This window comes from Streptomyces sp. NPDC006332 (assembly GCF_040612855.1).
GTDB lineage: Bacteria > Actinomycetota > Actinomycetes > Streptomycetales > Streptomycetaceae > Streptomyces.
In genome coordinates, this window is the sequence record NZ_JBEXRA010000035.1 from 1 (window position 1) to 26,326 (window position 26,326).

23 protein-coding genes are annotated in these 26,326 nt (G+C 70.0%); 17 read left to right on the top strand and 6 right to left on the bottom strand.

Features of this window, described 5'->3' with window-relative positions; all coding sequences use genetic code 11:
* The first annotated feature begins 416 nt into the window (after positions 1-416).
* The 7 genes from ABZ027_RS27655 (at position 417) to ABZ027_RS27685 (ending at position 9,128) form a co-directional block, all read left to right on the top strand.
* Positions 417-1,739 carry a carbohydrate ABC transporter substrate-binding protein gene (locus ABZ027_RS27655; protein ID WP_356772973.1) on the top strand — a complete coding sequence of 441 codons (1,323 nt, stop codon included), beginning with the start codon at positions 417-419 and terminating at the stop codon, positions 1,737-1,739.
* A gap of 161 nt (positions 1,740-1,900) precedes the next feature.
* Positions 1,901-2,884: a sugar ABC transporter permease gene (locus tag ABZ027_RS27660; RefSeq protein ID WP_356772975.1), complete on the top strand. Its 984-nt coding sequence runs from the start codon at positions 1,901-1,903 to the stop codon at positions 2,882-2,884.
* An 11-nt stretch (positions 2,885-2,895) separates the two neighbouring features.
* Positions 2,896-3,849, top strand: coding sequence for a carbohydrate ABC transporter permease (locus ABZ027_RS27665; RefSeq protein WP_356772977.1), 954 nt, complete (start codon positions 2,896-2,898; stop codon positions 3,847-3,849).
* Positions 3,850-3,887: 38 nt separating this feature from the next.
* Positions 3,888-4,076: a hypothetical protein gene (locus tag ABZ027_RS27670; RefSeq protein ID WP_356772979.1), complete on the top strand. Its 189-nt coding sequence runs from the start codon at positions 3,888-3,890 to the stop codon at positions 4,074-4,076.
* Positions 4,073-5,524 (top strand): alpha-L-fucosidase, encoded by a 1,452-nt coding sequence (locus tag ABZ027_RS27675; RefSeq protein ID WP_356772981.1) that lies wholly within the window; start codon positions 4,073-4,075, stop codon positions 5,522-5,524. The genes ABZ027_RS27670 and ABZ027_RS27675 overlap by 4 nt, the downstream gene beginning before the upstream one ends.
* Positions 5,521-6,735 (top strand): peptidyl-prolyl cis-trans isomerase, encoded by a 1,215-nt coding sequence (locus ABZ027_RS27680; protein ID WP_356772983.1) that lies wholly within the window; start codon positions 5,521-5,523, stop codon positions 6,733-6,735. Before ABZ027_RS27675 ends, ABZ027_RS27680 begins: the two co-directional genes overlap by 4 nt.
* Positions 6,732-9,128 (top strand): discoidin domain-containing protein, encoded by a 2,397-nt coding sequence (locus ABZ027_RS27685; protein WP_356772985.1) that lies wholly within the window; start codon positions 6,732-6,734, stop codon positions 9,126-9,128. Before ABZ027_RS27680 ends, ABZ027_RS27685 begins: the two co-directional genes overlap by 4 nt.
* A 109-nt stretch (positions 9,129-9,237) precedes the next feature.
* Here the strand turns inward: ABZ027_RS27685 and ABZ027_RS27690 are convergent, their stop codons facing one another.
* Positions 9,238-10,932 carry an NAD-dependent malic enzyme gene (locus tag ABZ027_RS27690; RefSeq protein ID WP_356772987.1) on the bottom strand — a complete coding sequence of 565 codons (1,695 nt, stop codon included), beginning with the start codon at positions 10,930-10,932 and terminating at the stop codon, positions 9,238-9,240.
* Between the two features lie 247 nt (positions 10,933-11,179).
* Between ABZ027_RS27690 and ABZ027_RS27695 the strand changes: the two genes are divergently transcribed.
* The 4 genes from ABZ027_RS27695 (at position 11,180) to ABZ027_RS27710 (ending at position 16,338) form a co-directional block, all read left to right on the top strand.
* A complete protein-coding gene (locus ABZ027_RS27695) occupies positions 11,180-12,049 on the top strand; it encodes a nucleic acid/nucleotide deaminase domain-containing protein (RefSeq protein ID WP_356772989.1) in 870 nt (289 codons plus the stop codon).
* Positions 12,050-12,086: 37 nt separating this feature from the next.
* A complete protein-coding gene (locus ABZ027_RS27700) occupies positions 12,087-13,775 on the top strand; it encodes a hypothetical protein (RefSeq protein ID WP_356772991.1) in 1,689 nt (562 codons plus the stop codon).
* Between the two features lie 178 nt (positions 13,776-13,953).
* Positions 13,954-15,639 (top strand): nucleic acid/nucleotide deaminase domain-containing protein, encoded by a 1,686-nt coding sequence (locus ABZ027_RS27705; protein ID WP_356772993.1) that lies wholly within the window; start codon positions 13,954-13,956, stop codon positions 15,637-15,639.
* Between the two features lie 81 nt (positions 15,640-15,720).
* Entirely contained in the window at positions 15,721-16,338 is a 618-nt protein-coding gene (locus tag ABZ027_RS27710) for an SUKH-4 family immunity protein (RefSeq protein WP_356772994.1), read from the top strand.
* A gap of 115 nt (positions 16,339-16,453) precedes the next feature.
* Here the strand turns inward: ABZ027_RS27710 and ABZ027_RS27715 are convergent, their stop codons facing one another.
* The 5 genes from ABZ027_RS27715 to ABZ027_RS27735 form a co-directional block, all read right to left on the bottom strand.
* The gene (locus ABZ027_RS27715; RefSeq protein WP_356772996.1) at positions 16,454-17,233 is read right to left on the bottom strand and encodes a succinate dehydrogenase iron-sulfur subunit; all 780 of its coding nucleotides are present in this window, start codon (positions 17,231-17,233) and stop codon (positions 16,454-16,456) included.
* On the bottom strand, positions 17,233-18,987 hold the full coding sequence (sdhA, locus tag ABZ027_RS27720; protein ID WP_356772998.1) for a succinate dehydrogenase flavoprotein subunit: 1,755 nt from the start codon (positions 18,985-18,987) through the stop codon (positions 17,233-17,235). Before sdhA ends, ABZ027_RS27715 begins: the two co-directional genes overlap by 1 nt.
* Positions 18,988-19,006: 19 nt before the next feature.
* Positions 19,007-19,489, bottom strand: a complete 483-nt coding sequence (locus tag ABZ027_RS27725; protein ID WP_356773000.1) for a succinate dehydrogenase hydrophobic membrane anchor subunit — start codon at positions 19,487-19,489, stop codon at positions 19,007-19,009.
* A 5-nt stretch (positions 19,490-19,494) separates the two neighbouring features.
* Positions 19,495-19,875: a succinate dehydrogenase, cytochrome b556 subunit gene (sdhC, locus tag ABZ027_RS27730; protein ID WP_356773002.1), complete on the bottom strand. Its 381-nt coding sequence runs from the start codon at positions 19,873-19,875 to the stop codon at positions 19,495-19,497.
* A gap of 231 nt (positions 19,876-20,106) precedes the next feature.
* Positions 20,107-20,646 carry a 2-oxo-4-hydroxy-4-carboxy-5-ureidoimidazoline decarboxylase gene (locus ABZ027_RS27735; protein WP_356773004.1) on the bottom strand — a complete coding sequence of 180 codons (540 nt, stop codon included), beginning with the start codon at positions 20,644-20,646 and terminating at the stop codon, positions 20,107-20,109.
* Between the two features lie 219 nt (positions 20,647-20,865).
* Here ABZ027_RS27735 and ABZ027_RS27740 point away from each other — a divergent pair, with 219 nt between their 5' ends.
* The 6 genes from ABZ027_RS27740 to ABZ027_RS27765 all read left to right on the top strand — a co-directional run bounded on the left by ABZ027_RS27740 (position 20,866) and on the right by ABZ027_RS27765 (position 26,073).
* Positions 20,866-22,482: a family 20 glycosylhydrolase gene (locus ABZ027_RS27740; protein ID WP_356773118.1), complete on the top strand. Its 1,617-nt coding sequence runs from the start codon at positions 20,866-20,868 to the stop codon at positions 22,480-22,482.
* 144 nt (positions 22,483-22,626) lie between these two features.
* Positions 22,627-23,196, top strand: coding sequence for a hypothetical protein (locus ABZ027_RS27745; protein WP_356773006.1), 570 nt, complete (start codon positions 22,627-22,629; stop codon positions 23,194-23,196).
* Positions 23,197-23,325: 129 nt separating this feature from the next.
* Entirely contained in the window at positions 23,326-23,721 is a 396-nt protein-coding gene (locus ABZ027_RS27750; protein WP_356773008.1) for a hypothetical protein, read from the top strand.
* A gap of 173 nt (positions 23,722-23,894) precedes the next feature.
* Positions 23,895-24,512 (top strand): RNA polymerase sigma factor, encoded by a 618-nt coding sequence (locus ABZ027_RS27755; protein WP_356773009.1) that lies wholly within the window; start codon positions 23,895-23,897, stop codon positions 24,510-24,512.
* 126 nt (positions 24,513-24,638) lie between these two features.
* Positions 24,639-25,460 (top strand): hypothetical protein, encoded by an 822-nt coding sequence (locus ABZ027_RS27760; RefSeq protein WP_356773011.1) that lies wholly within the window; start codon positions 24,639-24,641, stop codon positions 25,458-25,460.
* Between the two features lie 145 nt (positions 25,461-25,605).
* Positions 25,606-26,073 carry a hypothetical protein gene (locus ABZ027_RS27765; RefSeq protein WP_356773013.1) on the top strand — a complete coding sequence of 156 codons (468 nt, stop codon included), beginning with the start codon at positions 25,606-25,608 and terminating at the stop codon, positions 26,071-26,073.
* Positions 26,074-26,326: the final 253 nt, after the last annotated feature.

Genomic DNA, 26,326 nt, shown 5'->3' on the forward strand with positions numbered 1-26,326 from the left:
GTCATTCCGCGCGCCAGACCGGCCACCTCGTCCAGGGTGCAGCCCGCGCGCATCCGCAGCCCGCCGCTGGAGACACCGCGCACCAACCGCAGGGCGACGAGGCCGCCGTCGACGAGTCCGTCGTCACCGCGTCGCTGTCGGTACGCGCCTCCACGGCACCGCCGCGCTCCTCCTGAGTTCCGCGTCCGCGGTTGCGAGAAGTACCTGTCCTGACCCTCTTGCGCGCGCCAGTCATCGGTGCCACCGTAGCGCCCATGTTATCGGTGCCACCGTAACAAGTCCGGATCGTCATGCGCTCCGGACCGCACGCGCGGTGGCGTGACGTCACGGCGGTGTGGCCCCCGACGGGCCGGACCCGGTTGTGTTCCTCTGCTCCGCAGCAAGGTGGGCGACTGTCCACGGGAAAGGACCCCCAAATGAGGAGATCGCTCGCCCTTGCGGGAGCCGCGGTCACCGCGCTCGGACTCCTGGCCGGGTGCTCGGCCGGCGGGAGCGGCTCGGACTCGGGCAAGACGACCCTCAAGGTCGCCGCCCTCGAAGGCGGCTACGGCCGGGCCATGTACGCGCAGGTCATCAAGGCGTACGAGGCCTCGCACCCCGACGTCGACGTGCAGTTGCAGATCTCGAAGAGCATCGAGGACGAGATCACCCCGAACATGAAGGCGGGGAAGTACCCGGACGTCGTGGTGCTCGGCCAGGGCCGTAAGGCCGCGCTCACCGAGACCCTCATCAAGGACAAGGCGCTGGAGGACCTCACGTCGGTGCTCAAGGCCAAGGTCCCCGGCGAGGACAAGACCGTGGGGGACAAGCTCACCAAGGGCATCGTCGGCAACCTCAACACCAACCCCTACGGTACGGACAAGACGTACCTCATGCCGATGTACTACGCGCCGACCGGACTCGTCTACAACAAGGGCCTGTTCGCGAAGAAGGGCTGGCAGGTCCCGAGCACCTGGGACCAGATGTTCGCGCTCGGCGACAAGGCCAAGAAGCAGGGCATACCGCTGTTCACCTATCCGACCGCCGGGTATCTGGACTCGTTCTTCTTCGCGCTCCTCGCCGACGTCGGCGGGGAGCAGTTCTACACCGACGTCATGACGTACAAGAAGGACGTCTGGAAGACCGCGAAGGCCCGCGAGGCTCTCGACATCACCACCCGGCTGCTGGGCTACGCCGCTCCGGCCACCGTCGGCTACGCCAACGAGCAGGACTTCACCAAGAACCAGCAGCTGATCCTCGACAACAAGGCGCTGTTCATGCCGAACGGCACCTGGATCGTCGGCGAGATGGCGGACGCTCCCCGGGCGGCCGGCTTCCAGTGGGGCCTGATGCCGCTCCCGGCGGTCACCGCGGGCAGCAAGCGCTACCTCACGACGTCGGTCGAGTCGGTCTGGGTCCCCAGCGCCGCCCAGCACAAGGACGCGGCGAAGGACTTCATCGCCTACCTGTACTCCGACAAGGCGGCGAAGATATTCGCCAAGTCGAACGCGATCCAGCCGATCCAGGGCATCGCGAGCAGCCTGTCCGGGGAGAACGCCGGGTTCTACAAGCTGTACGAGGACCCGGGCGTCTCCGCGCTCGTCGGCGGGTTCGCCAGCACCGCGCCCGTCCCGGGTGTCGACATCAAGGCCACCCTCTTCGACACAGCCAACAGCATCATCAGCGGCGACACCACGGAGGACAAGTGGCAGGCCGCGCTGAACGGCGCCAGCGAGAAGCTGCGCCAGGCGGGCGACTGACTGACGTACGCGGGGGCGGCAGCCCGGTGCGCCCCGGGCCGCCGCCTCCGCGTGTCTCTCGTCCGGACCGACGGCTCTGTCTTTCTCGTCCGTAGGCGATGCCCGCCGTCCCTCTCCGTTCTCCCCCCGCAACTCACCCGAGCGACCCAAGGACCGGCACGGTGACGACCCTCTCCAGCCCACCGCCAGGCTCGACGAACCGCACCTCCGACCCGGCGCCGTCAACCGGGGGTTCCCGGCGCGGCGCACGGGCCCCGGCCCGCCGGCGCGGCAACACCGGCTTCGTGCTCGCCTGCCTGCTCCCCGCGCTGGTGCTCTTCGCGGTGTTCATGGTCGTCCCGACCGTGAACGTGTTCCGGATGTCCCTCTACACCTGGAGCGGGTTCTCCCCGGACATGCGCTTCGTGGGACTGGACAACTTCACCCACCTCCTCGACGACCAGCAGTTCGTGCGCGCGTTCCAGAACACGGTCGCGCTGCTGGTCGTCGTGACCGTCGTGACGATGGGCATGGGTCTCTTCCTCGCCGCGATCATGACCCGGCAACGGCTGCGCGGGCGCAACCTGTACCGCTTCGTCCTCTACATCCCGAACGTGCTCTCGGTGGTCGTGATCGCGGCGATCTTCTCCGCCGTGTACGACCAGGACAACGGTCTGCTCAACGGCACACTCCGGATCCTGTCGCTCGACGGCCTGCAACAGGTCTGGCTCGGCAACCAGAAGATCGTGCTCTACTCCGTCGCGATCGCGATGGTCTGGCAGTCACTGGGCTACTACATGGTCCTCTACATGGCGAGCATGGCGAGCATCCCGGAGGAGCTCTACGAGGCGAGCGCGCTCGACGGCGCCTCACCCGCCCGGCAGTTCTTCGACATCACGCTGCCGCTCATCTGGCAGAGCCTGCGCACCACGCTGACGTTCTTCATCATGAGCGCCGTCAACCTCAGCTTCGTCCTCGTCCGCGCGATGACCGGTGGCGGGCCGGACAGCTCCTCCGAGGTCCTGCTGAGCTACATGTACAAGCAGGCGTACACGAACTCGTCGTACGGCTACGGCATGGCCATCGGTGTCGTCATCTTCGCGTTCTCGTTCCTCGTGTCGCTCCTGGTGAGCCGGGCGACGCGGCGTGAACCCCTCCAGTTCTGAGGACAGACACCATGACCGTGATCAGTTCATCCCGCCCCGGTGCCGACCGCCCCCGCGCCGACCACTCCGGTGCCGATCGCCCGAGCGCTGCCCGCCCCCGCGCCGACCGGTCGCGGACCGGCCGGGTGCTCACCTACGCCCTTGTCGTCGCCCTCGCGCTCGCCATCGCGGTGCCGGTCGCCTGGGTGCTGCTCGCCTCGCTCAAACGCAAGAGTGAGTTCTTCGGCAGCCCCTGGACGCTGCCGAAGGGCCTGCACGTCCAGAACTACGTCGACGCGTTCGTCACCGCCCACATGGGTGCGTACTTCCTGACCTCGGTACTCGTCACGCTGCTCGGACTGGTGATCGTCCTGGCGGTGTCCGTGCCGGCGGCCTACGTCGTCGCCCGGTACGAGTTCCGCGGCAAGGGCGTCGTCGAACTCGCCCTGCTGGGCGGTCTGTTCGTCAACGTCAACTACATCGTCGTGCCGATCTTCCTCATGCTCGTCGGCTGGGACCGCTCGCTCAGCGATGTCTTTCCCGGCGGGTTCTTCATCGACAACCCCGCGGTCCTGTCGCTCGTCTACGCGGCCACGTCGATCCCCTTCACCATCTACCTGCTCACCGCGTACTTCCGGTCGATACCGGTCGACTACGAGGAGGCCGCCGCCCTGGACGGGGCATCCCGCTTCCGGATCATGACCACGATCATGCTCCCGATGGCGCGCCCGGCGGTCACCACCGTGATCCTGTTCAACTTCCTGGCCTACTGGAACGACTTCATCATCTCGCTCACCCTGCTCCCCGGTGACCACAAGACGCTGCAGGTCGGCCTGCTCAACCTGTTCACCGCGCAGAAGGCGGCGGCGGACTACGGGCGCCTCTACGCCGGCATGGTCATCGTCATCGTTCCGGTCCTCCTCGTCTACGCGGTCATCCAGCGCCGGCTCATCGAGGGCATCTCAGCCGGCGGCGTGAAGGGCTGAGCGGTCCTCTCGCGGCATCAGTGGAAGGAAACCCATTCATGACCGACATGAAGGAATCGACGCGCACGGCGCTGCTCGTCACCGCCCGCACCCTCGTCGTGGCCGCCTGCCTCACCCTCGTCGTCATCGCGCGCACGACGGTCGGGTGGGGAAGTCTCCTGGTCATGCTCGCCGCGCTGGCCGGGCTGCTGGCCGTGCTCGCCTCGTACAACCGGCGGTTCCGGTGACCGCGGCGGCCGCACGGGCCGCGACCGGACGGGCGGCGACGGGACGGGCGGCGGCCGCGGTCCGGCCGAGCGCCCGTCAGGTCGCGTGGCAGGCGATGGAGTTCTACGGGTTCGTCCACTTCGGCATGAACACCATGACGGACCGGGAGTGGGGCGAGGGACACGACGACCCGGCCGCCTTCGACCCGGCCGGGCTCGACGCCGACCAGTGGATCACGGTGCTCAAGAGCGCCGGGATGACCGGCGTGATCCTCACCTGCAAGCACCACGACGGGTTCTGCCTGTGGCCGAGCGACGTCACGGCCTACACGGTCGCCTCGTCGCCCTGGCGCGAAGGGCGCGGCGACGTGGTCGCGGAGGTCGCCGACGCGGCCCGGCGGCACGGTCTCAAGTTCGGGATCTACCTGTCTCCCTGGGACCGCACCGAGGCGTCCTACGGCTCCGGGACCGCGTACGACGACTTCTACGTCGCGCAGCTGACCGAGCTGCTCACCCGGTACGGGCCGGTGTTCTCGGTGTGGCTGGACGGCGCGAACGGCGAGGGCCCGAACGGCAAGGTCCAGGTCTACGACTGGGAGCGGTACTACGCGGTCGTGCGGGAGTCGCAGCCGGACGCGGTCATCAGCGTGTGCGGGCCCGACGTCCGCTGGTGCGGCAACGAGGCCGGGGACACCCGCCCCGACGAGTGGAGCGTGGTGCCGGGCGCCCTGCGGGAGGCGGAGCGGACCGCGGAGCGCTCGCAGCAGGCGGACGACGGAGTCTTCGCCCGGCTGGTGCGCAGTGACGACCGTGACCTCGGCAGCCGCGCGGCGCTGGCCGGGCACGAGGACGACCTGGTCTGGTATCCGGCCGAGGTCAACACCTCGATCCGTCCCGGCTGGTTCCACCACCCGGCCGAGGACGCCGAAGTCCGCTCCGTGGACGAGCTGTTCGGCATCTACCTGAACGCCGTCGGCGGCAACTCCTGCTTCCTGCTCAACGTCCCGCCCGCCCGGGACGGGCTCGTGCGGGACGCCGACGTGGCGGTGCTGGAGCAACTCGGGCGGCGCGTCGAGGAGTTCCGGGCGCGGCGGATCGAGGCGCGGGCGACGGTGTCGTCCGGTACGCCGGGCGACGTCGCGACCGCCTGGCCCGGCACGGGGCACCAGCCATGGCGGCCGGACGACGCGGACCCGCTGCCCGCCCTGACGCTCGCCTTCGCCGGGCCTCGCCCGGTCGAGGCGGTCGTCCTGGGTGAGGACATCACGCACGGGCAGCGCATCGAGCACGTCGTCGTCCGGGGCCGGCGGGAGGGCAGCTGGACGACGCTCACCGAGGCGAACTCGGTGGGTCACCTTCGCGTTCTGACGTTCCCGCCCGCCGTTGTCGACGCGGTGACCGTCGAGGTACCTCAGGCCAGGGACACGCCCGTCGTGGCGCGCGCGGCCGTGATCGGAGCGGCCTCATGAAAGGCACCCTGCCCAGGCAGAGCACGTCACGCAAGCCGGGCGCCGCACGCAAGTCGGGCCCCGCGCGCCGGCCGGGCCCCGCCCCGCGGCGGCAGAGCACCTCACGCAAGCCGCCTGCCCCCCGCACGGCGGCCACCGCACGCACCCCGAACGCCTCGCGCAGACCGACGCGGCGGGCCGTCCTCCTCGTCACCGGCGTGTGCGTCGTCCTCGCCGCGCTGGTGGCCACCGGGGTGACGATGCTCCTCCCGCACCGCACCAACGACGTCGCCTCCCTCGACGGGCGCCCCGTGACCCGTGACGAACTGCTCTTCCACATGCGGCGGCTCGCGCCGACCGTGCAGAACGAACTGCGCACCACGTACCACCTGCGCGGTGCCTTCGGCTGGAACGCGAAGGCCGGTGACAGGACCGCGCTGCAGCGGCTCGAGACCAGCGCGTTCGACGAGATCCGGCGGGACAGGGCCACCCTCGTGCTCGCGAAGCAGCAGGGACTTGTCAGCTCGGTGGACTACTCCGGCTTCCTCGCCGAGCTGGCCAAGGAGAACCAGTCCCGCGCCCACGCCATCGCGACCGGCCAGACCGTCTACGGGGTCGCGAAGTTCTCCCCCGAGGAGTACTACACACACCGCCTCACCGAGCTCACCACGAGCCTGCAGGAGCGCCTCAGCGCGGGCGCCCACGACCCGCTCCAGGTCACCGACGCCGACGTCCGGCACGCGTTCGACGCCGATCCGGGCGCGTGGAGCGCGGGCGCGACCACGTACCGGTACTCACAGCTCGTCGTGCCGGTGCCGGCCGGCGCTTCCGCGGACTTCGCCACCCGGCTGCGGCAGCGCGTGACCGGAGCCGGGCGCCTCGCGGCCGTCGCCGCCCAGGTCTCCGGCGCCAGGCTCACCACCGGCACGTACGACGGCGGCAGCTCCACCGGGGTGAACCCGCACGACCAGGGCCTTCTGGCGGCCCTCCAACCACTGAAACCGGGCCGGATCTCCGCCCCCGTCACGGACCCGGGCCAGATCACCTACTACCAACTCGACGGCAAGAAGGTCGACGAGGACAAGGCGTTCGCCGACTACCGCCGGCGGATCCGGCAGTCACTCGTCGAGGAGAAGTTCCACCAGTACCTCCAGCGCCGGATCGACAGCAGCGACCTGAAAGTCGACACCTCGGCGGTGGACGCCATCAACGCAGAGGAAGTGCACCAATGAGACCCCTCGACACCGAACCACCACCCCGGGACCGCCGTTCCGCGCCGACCCGCCGGCGGTTCTCGGCGCGGGCGCTCCGCACCGGCATCAGCACCCTGTTCACCGCGCTCGTCGCGGCGCTGCTCGTCGGATCGCTCGTCCCGGCGGCGCACGCCGCCGCGCTACCGGACCCCGCCGCCGCCCCCGCCGTCCCCGCCGCCTCTGTCGCCAAGCCGGACTGGCCGGGCAACACGCCCAACAGCACCGGCGGCAAGGACTACTTCATCGACGCCACGCACGGCAGCGACGCCGCGGCCGGTACTTCTCCGAAGACCGCCTGGCGCACCCTGGCCAAGGCCAACGCGACCACGTTCAAGCCCGGCGACCGCATCCTGCTCAAGGCGGGGGAGCAGTGGCAGGACGAGCAGTTGTGGCCGAAGGGTTCGGGCAGCGCGGGGCATCCGATCACGATCTCGGCGTACGGTGCGCCGGGCGCCGGACGGCCGTACATCGCGACGAACGGCCATGTGCCGAGCCCGTTCAACGCGGACGGCACGAAGAATCCCGCCACCGTCGGCCTGACCGGCGCCATCGTGCTGCGCAATCAGCAGAACTGGGAGATCAACAACGTCGAGCTGTCCAATGACGACGACTTCTCGACCGACATCACCAAAGAGGCGGGGAACGTCCGCGACGGAATATCCGTGTCGGTCAACGCCGATCTCCTGAAGCCCGGCGACGACTCCATCATGGACCACTTCCGCATCTCGGACGTGTACGTCCACAACACCGACGGCCCGAGCTACTGGCAGAAGATCTACTACGCGGGTGTCGACTTCCAGGTCTTCGGCAACAAGGACTACAAGTCCTATTCCCCGGGCGGCTATTACTTCAAGGACGTCCGGATCGAGAACAACACGTTCGAGAAGGTCGAGCTGAACTCCATCCAGTTCGGGTTCAACTGGATGGACGCCAACGGTGCCGACGACGGCCAGTACGACGACAACGGCAAGTGGCACGAGGGCTGGGAACAGCTGTGGATCCGCACCCGCGACATGTACAGCCGTGACGTCTACATCGGCCACAACTACACCGAGAGCAGCGGGCAGGGCGCGATCCAGCTCGGCGACACCAAGAACATGAAGGTCGAGTACAACGAGGTGAACGGTTACCTCAAGCGCTACGACGCCGTGTCCTGCGCGCTCTACCTGTGGGCCGGCGCCGACACGGTCATGCAGTACAACGAGGTGTACGACGGCCCGTCGGACCAGTTCGACGGCACACCCTGGGACCTGGAGTACACGAACTTCAACGTCACGTACCAGTTCAACTATTCGCACGACAACCCGTCGGGCTGGATGGCCTATATGGGCAACAGCTCAGGCTCGGTTGCGCGCTACAACCTGAGCGTCAATGACAACGGTGTCCTAGTGAAGAACATGTTGTCGACGAACTATTCGCCGACCTATTTCACGAACAACACCTTCGTCTACGACGGATCGAAGCTGAGTGATGTCCACGACGAGACGTTCCTGAGCCGCGTCTACTTCCTGAACAACATCTTCTACAACACCTCGAAGACGACCACGACCCCGTGGTATCAGCGGACCGGCGCCCTGCGCCAGGCCGTGTTCTCGAACAACGACTACTACGAGAGAAGCGGCATCCACTCCACCCAGGAACCGGCAGACCCGAGAGGCCTGCGGGCCGACCCGCGGTTCGTCGGTGACCCGGCCGACTACGTCACCGGGGCGGGCGTGGAGCGGATACGGAAGGCGGCGGAGCCTTTCGCCCTGCGCCCGGACTCACCGCTCATCGACGCCGGCCGGTACAACCCGCACCTGGGCAACGAGGACTTCCTCGGCACCCACATCTACTACGGCACGGCACCCGACATCGGCATGGCCGAGAGGCGCGTCGGCCTCCCGGTCCTGAACCCGGTCGACACCGACCCCATCGAGAAGGAGGCGGACAACCGGGTCGACCTCGCGCTCCACAAACCGGTCACGGCGAGCTCGACCCACTCCGGGGCGAACGGGACGCTCACCGCGGACAAGTTGACCGACGGCGACCTCACGACCCGCTGGGCCGCGGCCGACGACGCGACCTACCCGATCACGCTGGACATCGACTTCGGCGCGGACACCACCTTCGATCAGGTCTACCTCGACGAGTACACCGACTCGGGCACCAACCCGCGGGTGCAGTCGTTCGAGCTGCAGCGGTGGGACCCCGCGACCGGCCAGTGGGTGACCTTCGCGAGCCGCGACAACGGCATCGGGCACGACCTCACCGTGACCGGCTTCGGCAGCGTCACCACCTCCCGGCTCCGGGTGGCGCTCACCGGGCAGATCGCGACGGAGCAGTACACCCCGACGCTGACCGAGATCGCCGCTTACCACACCGGCGCGTAGGCCGCCCGGAGCGGACACGGCCACCGCCACCGGCGGGTGGACGCCGCGGCGTCCACCCGCCCTTCGTGGTTTTCGGGGCGGTCTCCCCAGATGGGTCACCACGCTGCCGTCAGCCGTACTCGGGCTGCCACATGGCGTCCTGGACCTGCTGGACCACGTCGTCCAGGCGGGCCCGGGCGACGCCCTCCTCGGCGGCGCGGCGGGCGACGGCCGCGGCGACCACGGCCGAGGAGGCACGCAGGTTCTCCACCTCCGGCAACAGGCCGGCTCCGGGCTCCGACAGGTCGGCGAGACCGGCGACCGCTTCCGCCGCGGCCTGGAGCATGCCGTCGGTGATCCGCTCGGCGCGGGCCACCAGGGCTCCCAGCCCCAACCCCGGGTAGACGAGGGCGTTGTTGGCCTGGCCGATCACGTACGTGGTGCCGTCCAGCTCGACCGGAGGTACCGGGATGCCGGTGGCGACCAGGGCCTTGCCGTCGGTCCACCTCAGTACGTCCTGAGGCATGGCCTCGATCTTCTCCGTGGGGTTGGACAGCGGCAGGACGACCGGCCGGTCCACGTGGCCGGCCATGGAACGCACCACGTCCTCGGTGAAGGCCCCGTGCTGGGTGGAGGTTCCCACCAGCACGGTCGGCTGGACCCGGTCCACCACGCCGGGCAGGTCGGCCGGCCTGTCCTCGGGCCACTCGTCGTCGGGCCGCGCGTATGACCGCTGGTAGTCGCGGAGGCCCTCGGTGGACTTCCGCAGCAGGCCCTGGCGGTCCACGCACCAGATGCGGCGGGTGGCTTCCTCGCGGTCCAGCCCGTCACGGACCATGGCGTCGCGCAGCTGGTCGGCGATGCCCACGCCCGCCGTCCCGGCGCCGAAGACGACGATCCGCTGGTCCCGCATGGGCGTGCCGGTGACCCGTGCCGCGTTCATGACGCAGGCCAGCGTGATCGCGCCGGTGCCCTGCATGTCGTCGTTGAACGTGCTGATCTTCCCGCCGTACCGCTGGAGGATACGGCGGCCGTTGCCGGGGCCGAAGTCCTCCCAGTGCAGCAGCGCGTGCGGGAACAGCTCACCCACCGCCTCCACGAAAGCGGCGACGAACGAGTCGTACGCCTCGCCGCGCGTCCTGCTGTGCCGGTTGCCGACGTACAGCGGGTCGTTGAGCAGCGCCTGGTTCCCGGTACCGACGTCGAGCATCACCGGGACGGCCCGCCCGGGATGGATGCCCGCGGCGGCCGTGTAGACCGCCAGCTTGCCGACCGAGATCTGCATGCCGCCGACGCCCCAGTCACCGATGCCGAGGAGCTGCTCCGCGTCGGTCGCCACCACCAGGTCGACGTCGTCAGGGCCCAGGCCGAGCGCCTGGAACGCGGGACGGACGTCCTGCGGGCGGTCGATGGACAGGTAGACACCGCGCGGCCGCCGGTATTCGTGGCTGTAGCGCTTGACCGCCTCGCCCACGGTCGGGTCGTACACGATCGGCAGCAGCTCGGTCAGGTGGTCGCGGAGCAGCCGGAAATAGAGGACCTCATTGCGGTCGTGGAGCTGCTCCAGGTACACGTTCTTCGCCAAGTCGTCCGGCTGCGAACGCAGTTGTTCCCAGGCGCGGTGCGCCTGGAGTTCCAGCGAAAGCACTGCGGGCGGCAACATCCCGACCAGGCCGTGGCGTTCCCGTTCCTCCTGGGTGTAGGCGACGCCCTTGTTGCTCAGCGGGTCCGTGAGCAGTGCGCGGCCGCTCGGTCCCGCACGGTCGGTGCGGCCTTTTCCGTCTTCCTTGTGGCTGTGCTGTGCGCGATTACGGGGCGGCACCATCAGGTCTCCTTGCGTCGAGCTTGCCGTCCGGACCTGTTTGTCCTCACGCACCCGGGTAACCCGCTCGCCGGACAGGGGCACCCTCGCGTCGCCCTTTTTGCCGCTCCTTTGACCTGGCCCACGCGGGCCCGACGGCACCACCGCCTCCGCCCCGATGAGTCGGCCTCGGGATTCGTCACCGCCCGCGGCCCCGCCCGCGCTGCGCATAGGGTGGAGCCGGTAAGTCCGCCACCGTGAGAGGTCTGTGATGCCCGAGCTCCCCTCGGACCCCGCCGTCGCACAGTTCGGCCCCCAGGGGCTGCGCCGCATCAGCGTGCCCGCGTCGTACGGAACCGTGCCGGCCTCGGCCCGCACCCACCTCGCGCAGGTCGGGGTGCCGCTGCACGTCGGCCCGTACTTCATCGCGGCGGACGAGACCGAAGGGCCCACCCTCGGGATGTACACCGGCCACCGCGGCGTCGCCCTGCAGGGTGAGTGGGCGGAGTGGGTGCGCATCGGCACCGACCGGCTGGCGAACCTGTGTGTCCGCACCGACGGCTCCGTGCAGGCACTCTTCCTCGGTCGCGACGAGCCCGCCCTGTTCGTCAACTCGGACATCGCCGCCTTCACGCACTGCGCCGCCGCCCTGGACCGTACCCTCCCGGTGATCGCCGCCTCCGACGGACTCCAGTCCGCCGCTGAGGCGTTCAGCGCGCTGGTCCAGGAGTTCCGGCAGATCGACCCCGCAGCCGTCGCCGACCGGGAGAACTGGTGGTCGCGGGTGCTCGACGACGTCCGCCACACCCTCAACTTCCCCTTCTCGTCGGCCTTCGAGTACGTCGACGCCAACGGCGCGAAGCAGATCGTCACCGCCCAGACCGGCCCAGGCCGCCTGCACCCCGAGGAGCAGCTGTGGCAGCAGCTCTCCTCCGCCGGGGTGGAGCCCGAGCAGGTCCGCCGCGTCTACTGCGAACTCGAACCGTGCATGATGCCCGGCCACTACTGCGCCGCCTGGCTCCAAGCCGTCCTCCCGCACGCCGAGTTCACGCACAGCTTCGACTACGGCGACACCGCGGAGTCCCGCGAGGAAGGCCTCAAGGAACTCATCACCCACGCCGCGCAGCAGGCCGGACAGTGACTCGCCATCCGAGCGCCGCGGGAACGGAGGCCGGTGCATGACCGTCGATCCCGCCCAGCGCTGGTCCCGGCCCGCTTCCGGACGGGAGCCCGCCGCGGCCGCCCTGATCGCCTGGCTCGGCGACCCCCACGCCCCCGGCCTCGCCGTCATCACCGGCGCCGAGGGCAGCGGCAAGTCACGGCTCCTCGCCTGGTTGATCGGCCACGGCACCCGGCCCGGCACCGTCAGCGAGCGCCGCGTCCACGGCTTCGTACCGCTGTCCGGCCAGAGCGTGACCACGGCCGCCTGGATGCTCGGCGAACAGTTGTCGATCGCCGCCCGCTCCCCGGGCGACCTGCTGGCCGCGCTGGCCGCCGACCGGCGCCGCACCGTCATCGCGCTGCCCGAACTGCATTTGGCCGAGCAGCCCGGCTCCCTCGTCGAACTCGCCCTGGACATCGCCTCGTTGGACCACTGCCGGGTGCTCGTCGAGGTCCGCTCCGGTACGGAATGGGAGCAGGCGCTCACCGCCGGACCCTGTGCCCGCATGGACCTGGACGAGCCCCAGTGGACCGACGAGGCCCTCCGCGAGTCCTGGGAGGCGGCCCACCCCGCCGACCCGACCGGGCGCACGGGGCAGGACCCGGAGCCGACGGAACCGTTCGACCTGGACGATCCCGCCTCGGTCTGCGCCGCCGACCCCTGGAGCGTGACCACCGCGTACGAACGCTCGCAGGAGAGTCACGGGGGACTGCGCGCCGCCTGGCTGCGGGCCGGTGCCTCCCTGATCCGCGAGCAGCCGGCCGCCGAACGCGCCCTGGTCCTCCTCGCCGCCCTCGGCGACGCCGGTGATCCGCGGCTGCCCGCCATCCTCGAGTCCGCTGCCGAAGACGCCTCCTGGACGGTCGTCTGGCACCGGGTGCGCGGCGACGTCACCCCACCGTGGCCCGGCCCGGTCCGCTCCCTGGCGGCCGGTACCGGCCCGCTGGCCGGGCAGCTCGTCGTCGCCGACCAGCAGGGCACCGTGCGTGTCCTGGACGCGGACAGCGCCCGCGCCGCCGGACGGCTCCCGCACTCCGCGCCCGGCGCCCGCGCCCTCGCCGAGCACGGCGACGGCACCGTCAGCGTCCTCGACGAGCACGGGCTCCTGCACACCCAGCGAGCCGCCGAGTCCGCGACCCGCAAGGGGCTCGCCGCCCTCCTCGACGACGGCCCCTCCGCGCAGGAGCAACTCCTCGAAGCGGTACGGGAGTACACGCGGCGTCAGCAGGAGCCGGTCACCGCGCTGACCGGCACCGGGGACCGTGTCGTCCTCGGTGACGCCGCCGGAACGGTGCACGTGGTGAGCGTCGACGCCGAGCCGCGTACCGCCGCTCTGCACCGGGGGCCCGTCACCGCGGTCGCCGGGACTGCCCTGTCCGTCTCCGCGGAGGGGGACACCGTCGTGCTGCTGTACACGGGCGGCGCCGACGGCACCGTACGCGCCTGGGCACCGCACACCGACCCCATGTCCGAGCCGGTGGCCACCCGCGACTGTGCCGTCAACGCGGTGGCGGTGGCTGCGACCGACGCCGGGCTCGTCCTCGCGATCGCCTGGGCCGACGGCCTCGTCGAACACCGAGCCCTCGACGACGACCGGCTGCGCACCTTCCACCCCGGCAGCCAGGCCCACGCCCTCGCCTTCACGACGGAAGGGGATCTGGTGGTGGGGACGGACGAGGCACTGGTGCGGCTGCGGGCGCGGTGACCGCGTTCCGTGTGCGACCGGTCAGCCCCCTGGCCTGGTCAACTGCGGTGCCGTCACCGTCGGATGGGACTCTTGTCACAGAACCGTCAGGCCACGCGCACTTCTTGTGCACCTGACAACCGGCCCGGTTAGCCTGTGCCAGGAAACGCAGTAGGTGACGGGGGACGGAGCGCGCGGCATGGGGCTGGTACTGCCGGACATCATCGACGAGGCGCTCGAACTCATCGGGGTCAGCTGGCCCAACGTCGACGAGGACGACTACTTCGAGATGGCGACGTCCATGCGGGACTTCGCCGAGAAGTTCGAGGGCCACGGCGGCGACGCGGACAAGGCCGTGACCCGCATCCTCGACTCCTCCGAGGGCTGGGCCGTCGAGTCCATGCAGAAGCACTGGTCGCACGTGAAGACCGGTCACCTGGAGAAGATCCCCGAGGTGGCACGGCTGTTCGCGGACGCCTGCGACGGTGTCGGCCAGATCATCCGCGGCATGAAGGTCAAGGCGGGCGTCGAACTCGGTGTGCTGGCCGGCACCATCGTCGCCGAACTCGCCGCCGCGCCCGTGACCCTGGGCATCTCCGCCGCGGTCGCCGCCGGTGAGATCGCGCTGATGCGCACCATCGTGAAGCGGCTCGTCGACGAGGCGGTCGACCAGATCGTCGACGCGCTCGTCGCGAAGGTCACCGAGCCCGTCACCGGCAAACTCGCGGAACTCGTCTCGGACATGGTCCTCGACCTCGCCGAGGGCGCCTTCAACCCGGGTGAAAAACCGGGCGGCATGCAACTGGCCTCCGCGGGCGACAGCGACGGCTCCGGCGGCGGGGGCAAGAAGACGGTCATCGACCATCTCGAGTTCGAGGACGGCGCCGGGAAGGTCTCCCGCCACGGCGGCGAGATGGGCGGCCAGTCCGGGATCCACCTCACCAAGTCGAAGAACTCCTTCCACAAGACCAAGGGCAAGGACTCTTTCACCCAGGCCTTCGACAGCATCCTCGAAGGTGCCCTCGACGGCATGGAGAAGGCCACCAAGAAGGTGACCGACCACGTCACCGACACCATCCCGGAACGGGTGAAGGCAGCCTCCCGGCACCAGAAGCGCAAGGACCACGACGTCGGCGACGAGGCCGACAAGGTCGACGTCAAGAAGGTCAAACGGGACGGCGACACGCCCATGTACCTTCTCAGCGACGACGGTTCGATACGCCAGTTGCACCACGACGGCACCACCAGCCCCGTCCCCAAGGGCGACTCCTCCGGCGTGAACGACGTCCTCGGCGACAAGGCCTGGTACCCGTGGAACAACAAGGGCGAGAAGCAGCGCAAGAACAAGCCCAACAAGGGCAACACGGTCAGCTCCACGAAGGTCGCGCCCGGCTCCACCGAACTGGCCCGCGCCGCCCAGCTCGGCCGCTACGCCAACCGCACCGAACGCCCCGGTTCCTACGTCCCCGGCGGCAACTACGCCTCAGCGCTGCACGACGACGGCAAGGGGAACCGGTTCATCCTGGTCGGCGCCAGCGGTGAGGCACACTCCGAACGTTCCATCGGACACCCGCTGATCAAGAAGGGGCACGAGGGCAACGTCGGCGAGCTCTACACGGAACGCGAGCCCTGCCAGAAGAATCCCAAATGCGACAAGTATCTCGCGAGAGAATTCCCCGACAATCTCGACGTCACCCACAGCTCGAAATACGACCAGTCGGAAAAGGGACTGAACGGTGAAGAGCTCAGCAAGTACAAGAAGGACCGGGAACACCGCGCCTACGTCAAGTGGCTGCACGACCAGTGGGACCAGCACGGTGTCGCCGGCGGACGCACTGATACAGTCATGAACCTCTCACCCTCGGACAACAAGTTCGTTCCATAAGAGGGCGGGTCAGCGGGCCGGGCGGAATTCCACCAAGAATCCCACGGCGTCCGTGCCGCCACCGAGTTCGGAGTTCCGGAAGTGCTTTTCGACGTCACCCGCGGCGAACTCGTCGACCTCTTCGGCGAGGACCGGATCGCGACCCTGCCCGCCACCGCCTTCCCGCCCGCCGCCGCGGACACCGAGGGCGCCCGCCTCCTGGGAACCGTCGGCGTCCCCACGGGGACGCTGCTGCTGCGTCAGCCCGACGCGGACGACGGCCGGTTGCCCCTCGTCCAGGACGTGGTTGACCTGGAGGACTTCGAGGACGCCCCGGAGGGCGCGGCCGAATGGCCCGTCATCGGATGGCTGCTCAACGCGCACCTCGCCCTCGACCCGGTGTCCGGCACGGTGCACGCCGTCGACGCCGACGAGGAGACCGTGGTCGAACTCCACACGGACGTCTCCTCCCTCGTCCAGGTCACCCTCCGGCTCCAGCGCCTGCTGGAGGAGTTCACCTTCAGCGGCGACGAGGACGAGGAGGAGGCCGACTTCGAGCGCCTGGAGCGCGAGGTCGACCGCATCCGTGAGGAGACGAGCGGCATCGACCCGCTCCCCTTCCAGGACGACGAGACCGTCTGGTGGGTGGTGGCCGACGAGATCGCCACGGGCCAGCGCTTCAAGGGCGACAGCCCGGGAGCCCGCTCTCTCTACGGGTGATCGCCACGGGTGATCGCCGCCCGATCCCCGAGAGTCCGCCCCGAACGCCTGAGGGCCCCGTTCCGGTCTGACCGGAACAGGGCCCTCAGGCGTTACGTGAGTGACGCGAAGACGATCAGAAGCGGCGCGTGATCAGCGCACGCTTGACCTCCTGGATCGCCTTCGTGACCTCGATGCCTCGCGGGCACGCGTCCGTGCAGTTGAACGTCGTGCGGCAGCGCCACACACCGTCACGGTCGTTGAGGATCTCCAGGCGCTGTTCGCCCGCCTCGTCGCGGCTGTCGAAGATGAAGCGGTGGGCGTTCACGATCGCGGCCGGGCCGAAGTACTGGCCGTCGTTCCAGAAGACCGGGCACGACGAGGTGCAGGCGGCGCAGAGGATGCACTTCGTGGTGTCGTCGAAGCGCTCGCGGTCCTCGGCGGTCTGCAGGCGCTCCCGGGTCGGCTCGTTCGTGTCCTTCGTGATGAGGAAGGGCATGACGTCGCGGTACGCCTGGAAGAACGGGTCCATGTCGACCACGAGGTCCTTGAGGACCGTCAGGCCCTTTATGGCCTCGACCGTGATCGGCTTCTCGGGGTTGATGTCCTTGATGAGGGTCTTGCAGGCAAGACGGTTCTTGCCATTGATCCGCATCGCGTCCGAACCGCAGATGCCGTGGGCGCAGGAGCGGCGGAAGGTGAGCGTGCCGTCCAGTTCCCACTTGATCTTGTGGAGGGCGTCGAGGACACGCTCCTTCGGGTCGATCTCCAGCTGGAAGTCTTCCCAGGTCGCCTCGGCGGAGACCTCCGGGTTGAAGCGACGCACCCGGAAGGTGGCGGTGATGTAGGGGGAGTCGGCGAAGCCGGGCTCGGGCGTGCCGGCCGCGTCCGCCTTGTCCAGGGTCGGGGTTGCCATCAGTACTTACGCTCCATCGGCTGGTAGCGGGTCTGGACGACCGGCTTGTAGTCGAGGCGGACGGTCTCGGTGCCGTCGTCGCCGACCTCGCGGTACGCCATGGTGTGGCGCATGAAGTTGACGTCGTCCCGGTTCGGGTAGTCCTCGCGGTAGTGACCGCCGCGCGACTCCTTGCGGGCCAGCGCGGACACCGCCATGACCTCGGCCAGGTCGAGCAGGTTGCCCAGCTCGACGGCCTCCAGCAGGTCCGTGTTGAACCGCTTGCCCTTGTCCTGGATCGAGACGTTCAGGTAGCGCTCGCGCAGCTCCCCGATCTTCTCGACCGCGGTCTTGATCGTCTGCTCGGTGCGGAACACCATGACGTTCGCGTCCATGGTCTCCTGCAGCTCGCGCCGCAGCACCGAGATCCGCTCGGTGCCGGTGGCGTTGCGCAGTCGCTCCACCTGGTCGAGCACCAGTCGCGCCGGGTCCTCGGGCAGTTCGACGAAGTCGGCCTTCTGGGAGTACTCGGCGGCGGCGATGCCCGCCCGCTTGCCGAACACGTTGATGTCCAGGAGGGAGTTCGTGCCCAGGCGGTTCGCGCCGTGCACCGACACACAGGCGACCTCGCCGGCCGCGTACAGGCCGGGAACCACGGTCGTGTTGTCGGCCAGGACCTCACCCTCGACGTTGGTCGGGATGCCGCCCATCGCGTAGTGCGCGGTGGGCTGGATCGGGATCGGGTCCGTGTACGGCTCGATGCCGAGGTAGGTGCGCGCGAACTCGGTGATGTCCGGGAGCTTGGCGTCCAGCTGCTCCGGCGGGAGGTGCGTGAGGTCGAGGTAGACGTGGTCGCCCTCGGGGCCACAGCCGCGGCCCTCACGGATCTCCGTGTAGATGGAGCGGGACACCACGTCACGGGACGCGAGGTCCTTCATGACCGGCGCGTACTTCTCCATGAAGCGCTCGCCGTCCTTGTTGCGGAGGATGCCGCCCTCACCGCGGGCGCCCTCCGTCAGCAGGATGCCCATGCGCCAGATGCCGGTCGGGTGGAACTGGAAGAACTCCATGTCCTCCAGGGGCAGCCCGCGACGGTAGACCGCGGCCTGGCCGTCACCGGTCAGCGTGTGCGCGTTCGACGTCACCTTGAAGAACTTGCCGCAGCCGCCGGACGCGTAGATCACGGCCTTCGCCTGGAAGACGTGGATCTCGCCGGTCGCCAGCTCGTACGCGACGACACCGGCCGACTTCTTGACGCCGTCGACCTCGGTGATCAGCTGGTCCAGGACGTAGAACTCGTTGAAGAACTCCACGCCCTCCTTGACGCAGTTCTGGTACAGCGTCTGGAGGATCATGTGGCCGGTGCGGTCGGCCGCGTAGCAGGACCGGCGGACCGGGGCCTCGCCGTGGTTGCGGGAGTGACCGCCGAAGCGGCGCTGGTCGATCGTCCCGTTGGGCGTCCGGTTGAACGGCAGGCCCATCTTCTCCAGGTCGAGGACCGAGTCGATGGCCTCCTTCGCCAGGATCTCGGCGGCGTCCTGGTCGACCAGGTAGTCACCGCCCTTGACCGTGTCGAAGGTGTGCCACTCCCAGTTGTCCTCCTCCACGTTGGCGAGCGCGGCGGCCATGCCGCCCTGCGCGGCGCCCGTGTGGGAGCGGGTGGGGTAGAGCTTGGTGAGCACCGCGGTGCGGCTGCGCTTCGTCGACTCGATGGCCGCGCGCATGCCCGCACCACCGGCGCCGACGATGACGGTGTCGTACTTGTGGATCTTCATGATTCTCGCAGCCCCGTGCCTAGCGGATGTTCGGGTCGAAGGTGAAGATCACCAGCGTGCCCAGCAGGATGGTGAACACGGTGGCCGTGTAGAGCAGGCCCTTCAGCCACAGCCGGGTGTTCGCGCGCTCCGCGTAGTCGTTGATGATCGTGCGCAGGCCGTTGGCGCCGTGCAGCATCGCGAGCCACAGCATCAACAGGTCCCAGACCTGCCAGAACGGGGACGCCCAGCGGCCCGCCACGAAGGCGAAGCCGATCTTGGAGACGCCGCCGTCGAGCACGAGCTGGATCAGCAGGTGGCCGATGACCAGGACGACCAGCACGATGCCGGACAGGCGCATGAACAGCCAGGCGGCCATCTCGAAGTTGCCCCGTGTGGTCTTCGGGGTCTTCTTGGTGCGCTTGCGCGGGGCCTCGATGAACGGGGCGGGGTTGTCGACGCTGTAGAGGGACGCGCCCTCGACGGGGCCGACACCGGCCGCGGTCTTCTCAGTAGTGGACATGCGGGTCAGCTCCCGAACAGTTCACGAGCGGCGTGGCCGAGGACGGGGTAGATCGCCCCGAGCATCAGCACGACCCACACGCCGACGACGGTCCAGAGCATCTGCTTCTGGTAGCGCGGGCCCTTCGACCAGAAGTCGACGGCGATGACGCGCAGGCCGTTGAGCGCGTGGAACAGGATGGCGGCGACGAGGCCGTACTCCATACACGCGACGAGCGGGGTCTTGTAGGTGGCTACGACCTTGTCGTAGTCCTCGGGGGAGACACGCACGAGCGCGGTGTCGAGGACGTGGACGAACAGGAAGAAGAAGATGAGGACGCCGGTGACTCGATGAGCCACCCAGGACCACATTCCTTCCCGGCCGCGGTACAGCGTTCCAGCCGGCACGGAAGAACCCTCCGGGAGCGGGGATTGGGGCCGCGCCGGCTTTGGTGTCGGACGGGCCCGGCCGGGTACGGTCCACCGGCCCCCAGCATCGTAGCGATGCGCTGCCGCTGCGCTTACGCCGGGCCTGACGGTGTGATCAAAGTGGCACGCGTACGGGTGAGGGTGCGGGGATTTTGCGGTGATGTGTTCTGTTATCTGCTCAGTATGACGCCGTCGGGCCTGGTCGCGCCGCTACCCGCGCCCCTGGAGGTGGGCCACCAGCCGCCCCCGCGCCAGGCGCCGGAGCTCCTCCGCGGTGACCACCCGTTCTTCGTCCGCATCGTTTGCCAATCGTGACCGGATGGCTGCCAGGAGGTGGTCGGCGAACTCCGACCGGGGGACTCCGTCGAGACAGATGGCGAACGCGTGTCCGAATCGGACCTGGTAGGCCGCCCGGGCCGCCTCCAGCGCCATGTGGGCGGCCGAGTACGCGCTCTCGGGCAGCGCCGGCAGCGATTCTCCGGCCAGGGCCTCCGTCAGATCCCCCGGCGTCAGGTCGTACGCCGCCTCGTCGGACGCGGCGAGGAGGGCGTCCAGCGTCGGGTACGGGCGGTGCGCGCTGATGCGACGGGCCCAGCGGGGGCTGCGGAGGCAGCCGACGAGGACGGGCTCCAGCTCGTCGGCGGGGGTGGTGTTGAACTGCTCCAGTGGGGAACGCGGGCCGGGTGTGTCCCGGGACTGCGCGGGCAGCGAGGGTATGGCGACTTGGCCAGGGAGGTGTGTGGGCGTCACGTGTGTTTCGGCAGATGATGGCGTGAGGTGGCGTGAGAGATGTGACGCCACGGTATCGAGAGCGGTCATCGTGTGTCCGACGAATGCCCGAATTTCATCCGAACGGGAGAGTTTCAGAACGTGTGGTGGACCCATGCGGATGTCCCCAGGGCCTAGGTTGGCGCCGTGAGTGGGCACAGGCGCCGGACGCGGGCGAAGAACGCGTTGAACCAGACGTGGGTGCTGATCGTCGCGGTGATCGTCGTGACGGTCGCGGTCGGCGTGAGCCTCGGGGTGTGGGCCACCGGCGGGGGCGGAGACGACGGCGCGCCCGTGGTGTCGGCGCAGGGGCAGCCCTCGCAGCGGGCCTCCACGTGCCCCTCGGCCGACGGAGCCTCGAAGACCACGCCTCCCAAGCCCAGCAGCTCGTACCCGCTGTCGACAACGCCGCGCACCATCCCCGCCGTCCGTCAGCACACCCCGGCGCGCGGCCCCGGCTGGAAGCCGGCGAAGGGACTGCGGGTCGTGGTGAGCGACCGGGAACTGGCCGACGAGGGCCGGCTGGTCGCCGGTGAGCTGGGGCTGGCGTACGGGGGCGAGAAGGACGAGGTGTGCCCCGGGGACGTACGACTGGCGCTGAACGACGACGAGGGCGCGGACCCCGAGTCGTACTCCATGACCGTGCGCGGCGGGCGGGTGACCATCAGCGGGCCGGCGGAGGCCGGGGTGTTCTACGGGACCCGCACCCTCAAGCAGGAGGTGCACGGCGGGGGCACAGCGCCGGAGGGCGTGGTGCGTGACGAGCCGGCCAAGCCGGTGCGCGGGTTCATGCTGGACATCGCGCGCAAGAACTTCACCGCGGACTGGATCGAGGACCGCGTCCGGGAGCTCGGCGACCTCAAGTTCAACCAGCTGGGGCTGCACTTCTCGGACGACCAGGGATTCCGGATCGAGTCCGACTCGCACCCGGAGATCGTGTCCCGGGAGCACCTGACGAAGGCGCAGGTCAAGAAGATCGTCGACCTCGCGGCCAGTCGGCACATCACGGTCGTGCCGGAGATCGACTCGCCGGGGCACCTGGGCGCCGTGATCGACGCGCACCCGGACCTCCAGCTGCGCAACGCGCGGGGCGTGCCGACGCGGGGCGCGATCGACATCTCCGACCCGAAGTCCGGGCAGATCGTCGACGACCTGCTGAACGAGTACGCCGACCTGTTCCCCGGCGCGCCGTGGCATCTCGGTGGCGACGAGTACCAGGCGCTGACGGTGTCCGACCCGCAGGCCTCCTACCCGCAGCTGGCCGGTGCCGCCACCAGGGCCTACGGCTCCGGCGCGACCGTCGCCGACCTCACCACCGGCTGGCTCAACGACCGCGCCGACACGGTCCGCGCCCACGACAAGACCCCCCGCGCCTGGAACGACGGCTTCTTCCGGGACACGTCCGTGCAGCCCGACAAGGACATCCAGGTGGCCTACTGGACGGGCAAGGAGATCGGTGCGCGGCAGCCGCTGGAGTATCTGAGGGCGGGGCGGAAGATCGTCAATTACAACGACGAGTTCCTGTACTACGTCCTCGGCGAGCCGCAGACCTTCGTGTATCCGACGGGACAGCGGATCTACGAACAGTGGACCCCGCTCGTCGTGCGCGGCACGCAGCCGGTGCCCGCGAAGTACAACGACCAGATCCTCGGCGGGTCCTTCGCGGTGTGGTGCGACCTGGCGAACTCCCAGACCCAGGAGCAGGTGGCGGCCGGGATCCGGATGCCGCTGCGGGCGACCGTGCAGAAGCTGTGGGACCCGGGCACGCCGGAGCTGTCCTGGACGGAGTTCAGGGCGCTCGCCGACCGGCTGGGCTGAACCCGCAGGTGCGGGGCGTGCCCGTGTCCTTCCGGCTGCTCGCCCGGCTCGGCGCGGGGGCCCTGTGACACTCCCGGTCCGTCGCGCGCAGTAAGGGGCAATGCGGGTTCCGTCAGGGATGACCGCCCGGCGTGGGAGACGCGGATGAGTCTGGTGGAACTGATCGCGCAGGCGGACGAGCGCGGACTGGCCGCGAGCGGGCTGGCCTGTCTGGATCGGTGTCTGCCCCTGCTGGGCGCCGACGACGAGATCCTGCGGCCCCTGTGGGCCGGGCTCGCGGACGACGCGGACGCCGGTGCCTGGGGCGAACGGCTGGAGCAGGTGCGCGGCAGGATCGACCACGCACAGGCGGGCCCCGGGGAGGCCGTGCTGCTCGCCCGTCGGATGCTCGCCGCCACCCCGTCCGCGCCCGACGCCGCCGAGGTGCGGTCCTGGGCCGACGCCTGCTCGGTCGCCGCGCTCCGGATCCACCGGCTCCTTGAGGGCGCGGCCCCGGAGGAGGCCGACGCCGCCTCGGTCGGTGCCCGCCGGGAGGGCCGCACGGACGGCATGTCGCCGCTGGTCGCCGCCGAGCTGCGCCGTCAGGTCGCCGTCCTGGAGCTGCTGTCCGAGCACGGTGCGGGTGGGCTGCGCCGGGCGCTGGAGGTGTCCACGGAGGGCCGGCGGGTGCTGCGCGCGGTGGTGTCGCGCCGGGCCCGGGGGAAACGGGGTTGAGCGGCGCAAACCTCGACGCTGGGCGAGTCCTGTGACTGTCGTGCGGTGGAGGTGGGTCGGTCCTGCGCCGTTCCCGGGAACCCCCCGGATCCGGGTGACGAAACCCTGTGTGGTGGCGCTTTCCGGGATGTGACGACACACCAGGAAACCAGGCCTTCGGCAGCGGCGAAGCCCGTGCGATGGGCGGCGGACGCGGTGGCGACGATGCGTGAGGGGGCGCGGCTGCGCCTCGACTACTCGGCGCAGAGTCTGTGGCGCGTCGACCGCATGATCGACGGACTGCGCCGGGAGGAGACGCCCTACGACGCCGTGGACAGCGTGCTGCGCGGCTTCGGCGCGTACGCCGGTGAGGTGATCGCCCGCCAGTCCGGCGCCGAGTGGTGGGCGACCGGCGGCGACCACTGGATCCGCACCCCGGACGGCAAGCTGTGGGACCCGATCGACGAGGCGCGCCGCTGCTTCACCGGAGACGGATCGCTGCGGCTGCTGTGCCGGGACGCGACGCACCAGGCGGCGCGGCCGTAGCCCGACCGTCTCCGTCGAGCCGGGTGCCTGCCCTCGTTCGGGCCGGCCTGCCGAGGGCACACTGTGACACTTCTGTGCGATTCGGCGCTGATCACCGTGGGGGCGGAGGCAGACGGCGGCTGTGCCGGGGGCCGCGGATACCGCCACGGACTCGGTACGAACGAGGACAGTTCTTGGGCCAGGGAGGAGTGCCCCGCCGCGCGCAGGCGTACGACGGGGAACTGGGCGCGGCCGTCGCGCGGGCCCAGCAGGGTGACGAGGCGGCCTTCGCGGTCGCCTACCGGATCGTGCAGCCCGGACTGCTCGGGTATCTGCGCGGGATCGTCGGCGACGACGCCGAGGACGTGGCCTCCGACGCCTGGCTGGAGATCGCCCGGGACCTGGGCCGGTTCAAGGGCGACGGCGCGGGGTTCCGTGGCTGGAGCGCGACCATCGCCCGGCACCGGGCGCTGGACCATCTGCGCCGGCAGAAGGTACGACCGCGGCCGACGACGCTCGAACAGGACGTACTGGAGCTTCCCGGATCCGGCAGCACGCACGACCAGGCGCTGGAGTCCATCTCCACCGAGCACGCGCTCGACCTGGTCCGGGGCCTGCCCCGCGACCAGGCGGAGGCGGTGCTGCTGCGGGTGGTCGTAGGCCTGGACGGCCCCGCCGCCGCCCGCGTCCTCGGCAAACGTCCCGGCGCGGTACGGACGGCCGCGTACCGGGGCCTGAAGCGGCTGGCCGAGCAGCTGGGCGGTGAGGGCGTGACGGAGGACAGCCCCCGGACGCCGGGGGAGCCGACGTGACCGGCGACGCCCACCGGACGCCGACCGGTAGGGGCGGCCGGTGGCACGACCCGGCCGGCCGGCGGGACGAGGCGGGGCGAACGGGGTCGGACAGAGACGGACAGAGAAGGACAGGGCGGACGCGGCATGGGTGAGCGACAGAACGGCAACCGGACACCGGGCCGTCAGCGTGTGCGCCCAGGCTCCGACACCGGGCCCGGCTCCGCCCCCACTCTGGAGCTGGAGGACCTGCTCGGCGCCGCTCTGCGCGGCCGGATCGACGACGAGGCCGAGTCGCGGGCCGTGGCCGCCTTCCGCGTCGCGCGCGACACCCCCACGCACCGGGCGCGTACCCGGCGCCGGGACGACTGGCGTCCCCGGGAGCGGCGGCGGGGTGCCCGGTCGGTGCGGGCGACGCTCTCCGCGGTGCTCGCGAGCCTCGCGCTGGGCGGCGTCGCGTTCGCGGCGATCGGCACGGCGGGCAACGACACGCACGGCGCGCGGGACGAGCGCGGCCGTCCGCACCCGGCGGCGAGCGCCGAGGCCCGGCCGAGCGCCCCGCACTCTCCCACGCACCCCGACTCCCGCGCCGTCACCGACCCCTCGGACCGGCCGGCCACCGCGAAGGACACCCTGGCCCACTGCCGGGCGTACGAAAAGGTGGAGCACCGGGGCAAGGCGCTCGACGCGACGGCCTGGCAGCGGCTCGCCACGGCCGCGGGCGGCGAGGCGAACGTCCGCGCCTACTGCGCGGAGCGACTGGCGGGGGCGACGGCCAAGCCCGACGGCGAGGCCAAGACCGACGGCGAGGCCAAGACCGACGGCAAGGACAAGACCGACGGCAAGGACGAGGCGAACCCCGAGGGCAAGGCCGACCCCGAGGCGAATTCCAAGGCGGATTCCAAGGCCGAACCAAAGGTCGAACCAAAGGCCGAATCCAACGCCGGCCCCAAGGCCGAGAAGAAGTAGCAGAAGCCGAGGCAGTGCACTGTGGCCGAAGGTCATCAAGGGCCTGTTGAGGACAACGCCTTCGCCAAGCGTATGGGGCTGTACCACATCTTCGAGAAGTACAAAAACCTTGTCCGGCAGCTCGCCGCCGGGTGAGGTGGTCGCCATGACCTCCTCGTATCCCGCCACCCTGCCCCTGCTGCTCGGCATCGTCGTCGCCGGGGTGGCCGCCTTCGCTCTCGTCGGATACGGCTTCCCGGCGATCGGCCGGGGGGCCGTGGCACGCGGCGGCGCCGCGCTCGCCGGGGCCCTCGCCGCGGTCGCCTACGTCTGGGGTCTGGTGTCGCTCTTCCTCGACGAGAGCGGCACCGCCCAGGCGTGCCAGGACGCGAACCCCTCGCTGTACGGGCAGGTGAGCGGCTACAGCGTGTCCTACCTGCCGCCTGCCCTCGACTGCCGCATGTCGGCAGGTGGGTCCTACTCGGCAGCCGTCCCCGGCTTCCTCACGCCCGTGATGACGGGCTGTGCGGTGATCGCGGTGACGCTCGCCCTGATCGCCGTCGTCGAACACGGCCGAACCACCACACCCGCGCATCCCGCGGATCCCGCGCATCCCGAGAAGAGGACCATGTGAGCGCCACTTTCGCCCCGAAGCCGTCCCGCAGAGGTCGCGGCCTGACACCGTCCCGCGCGCGGCCGGGATCGACAGGATGTGAGACAGCACTCATCGGGCCGCGCCATTTAGATTGAGCAGCATTGACCAGCATGTCCAGTGTGGAAAGCGTCGCTTCGAAGACGCCCACGGCTGACGGCCGACGGTCGGCGGTTGACGCCACCCAGCGCACCGCCGGAAAGAGCATCGCGTGAGGCGCCTGACCGGTTGGTTC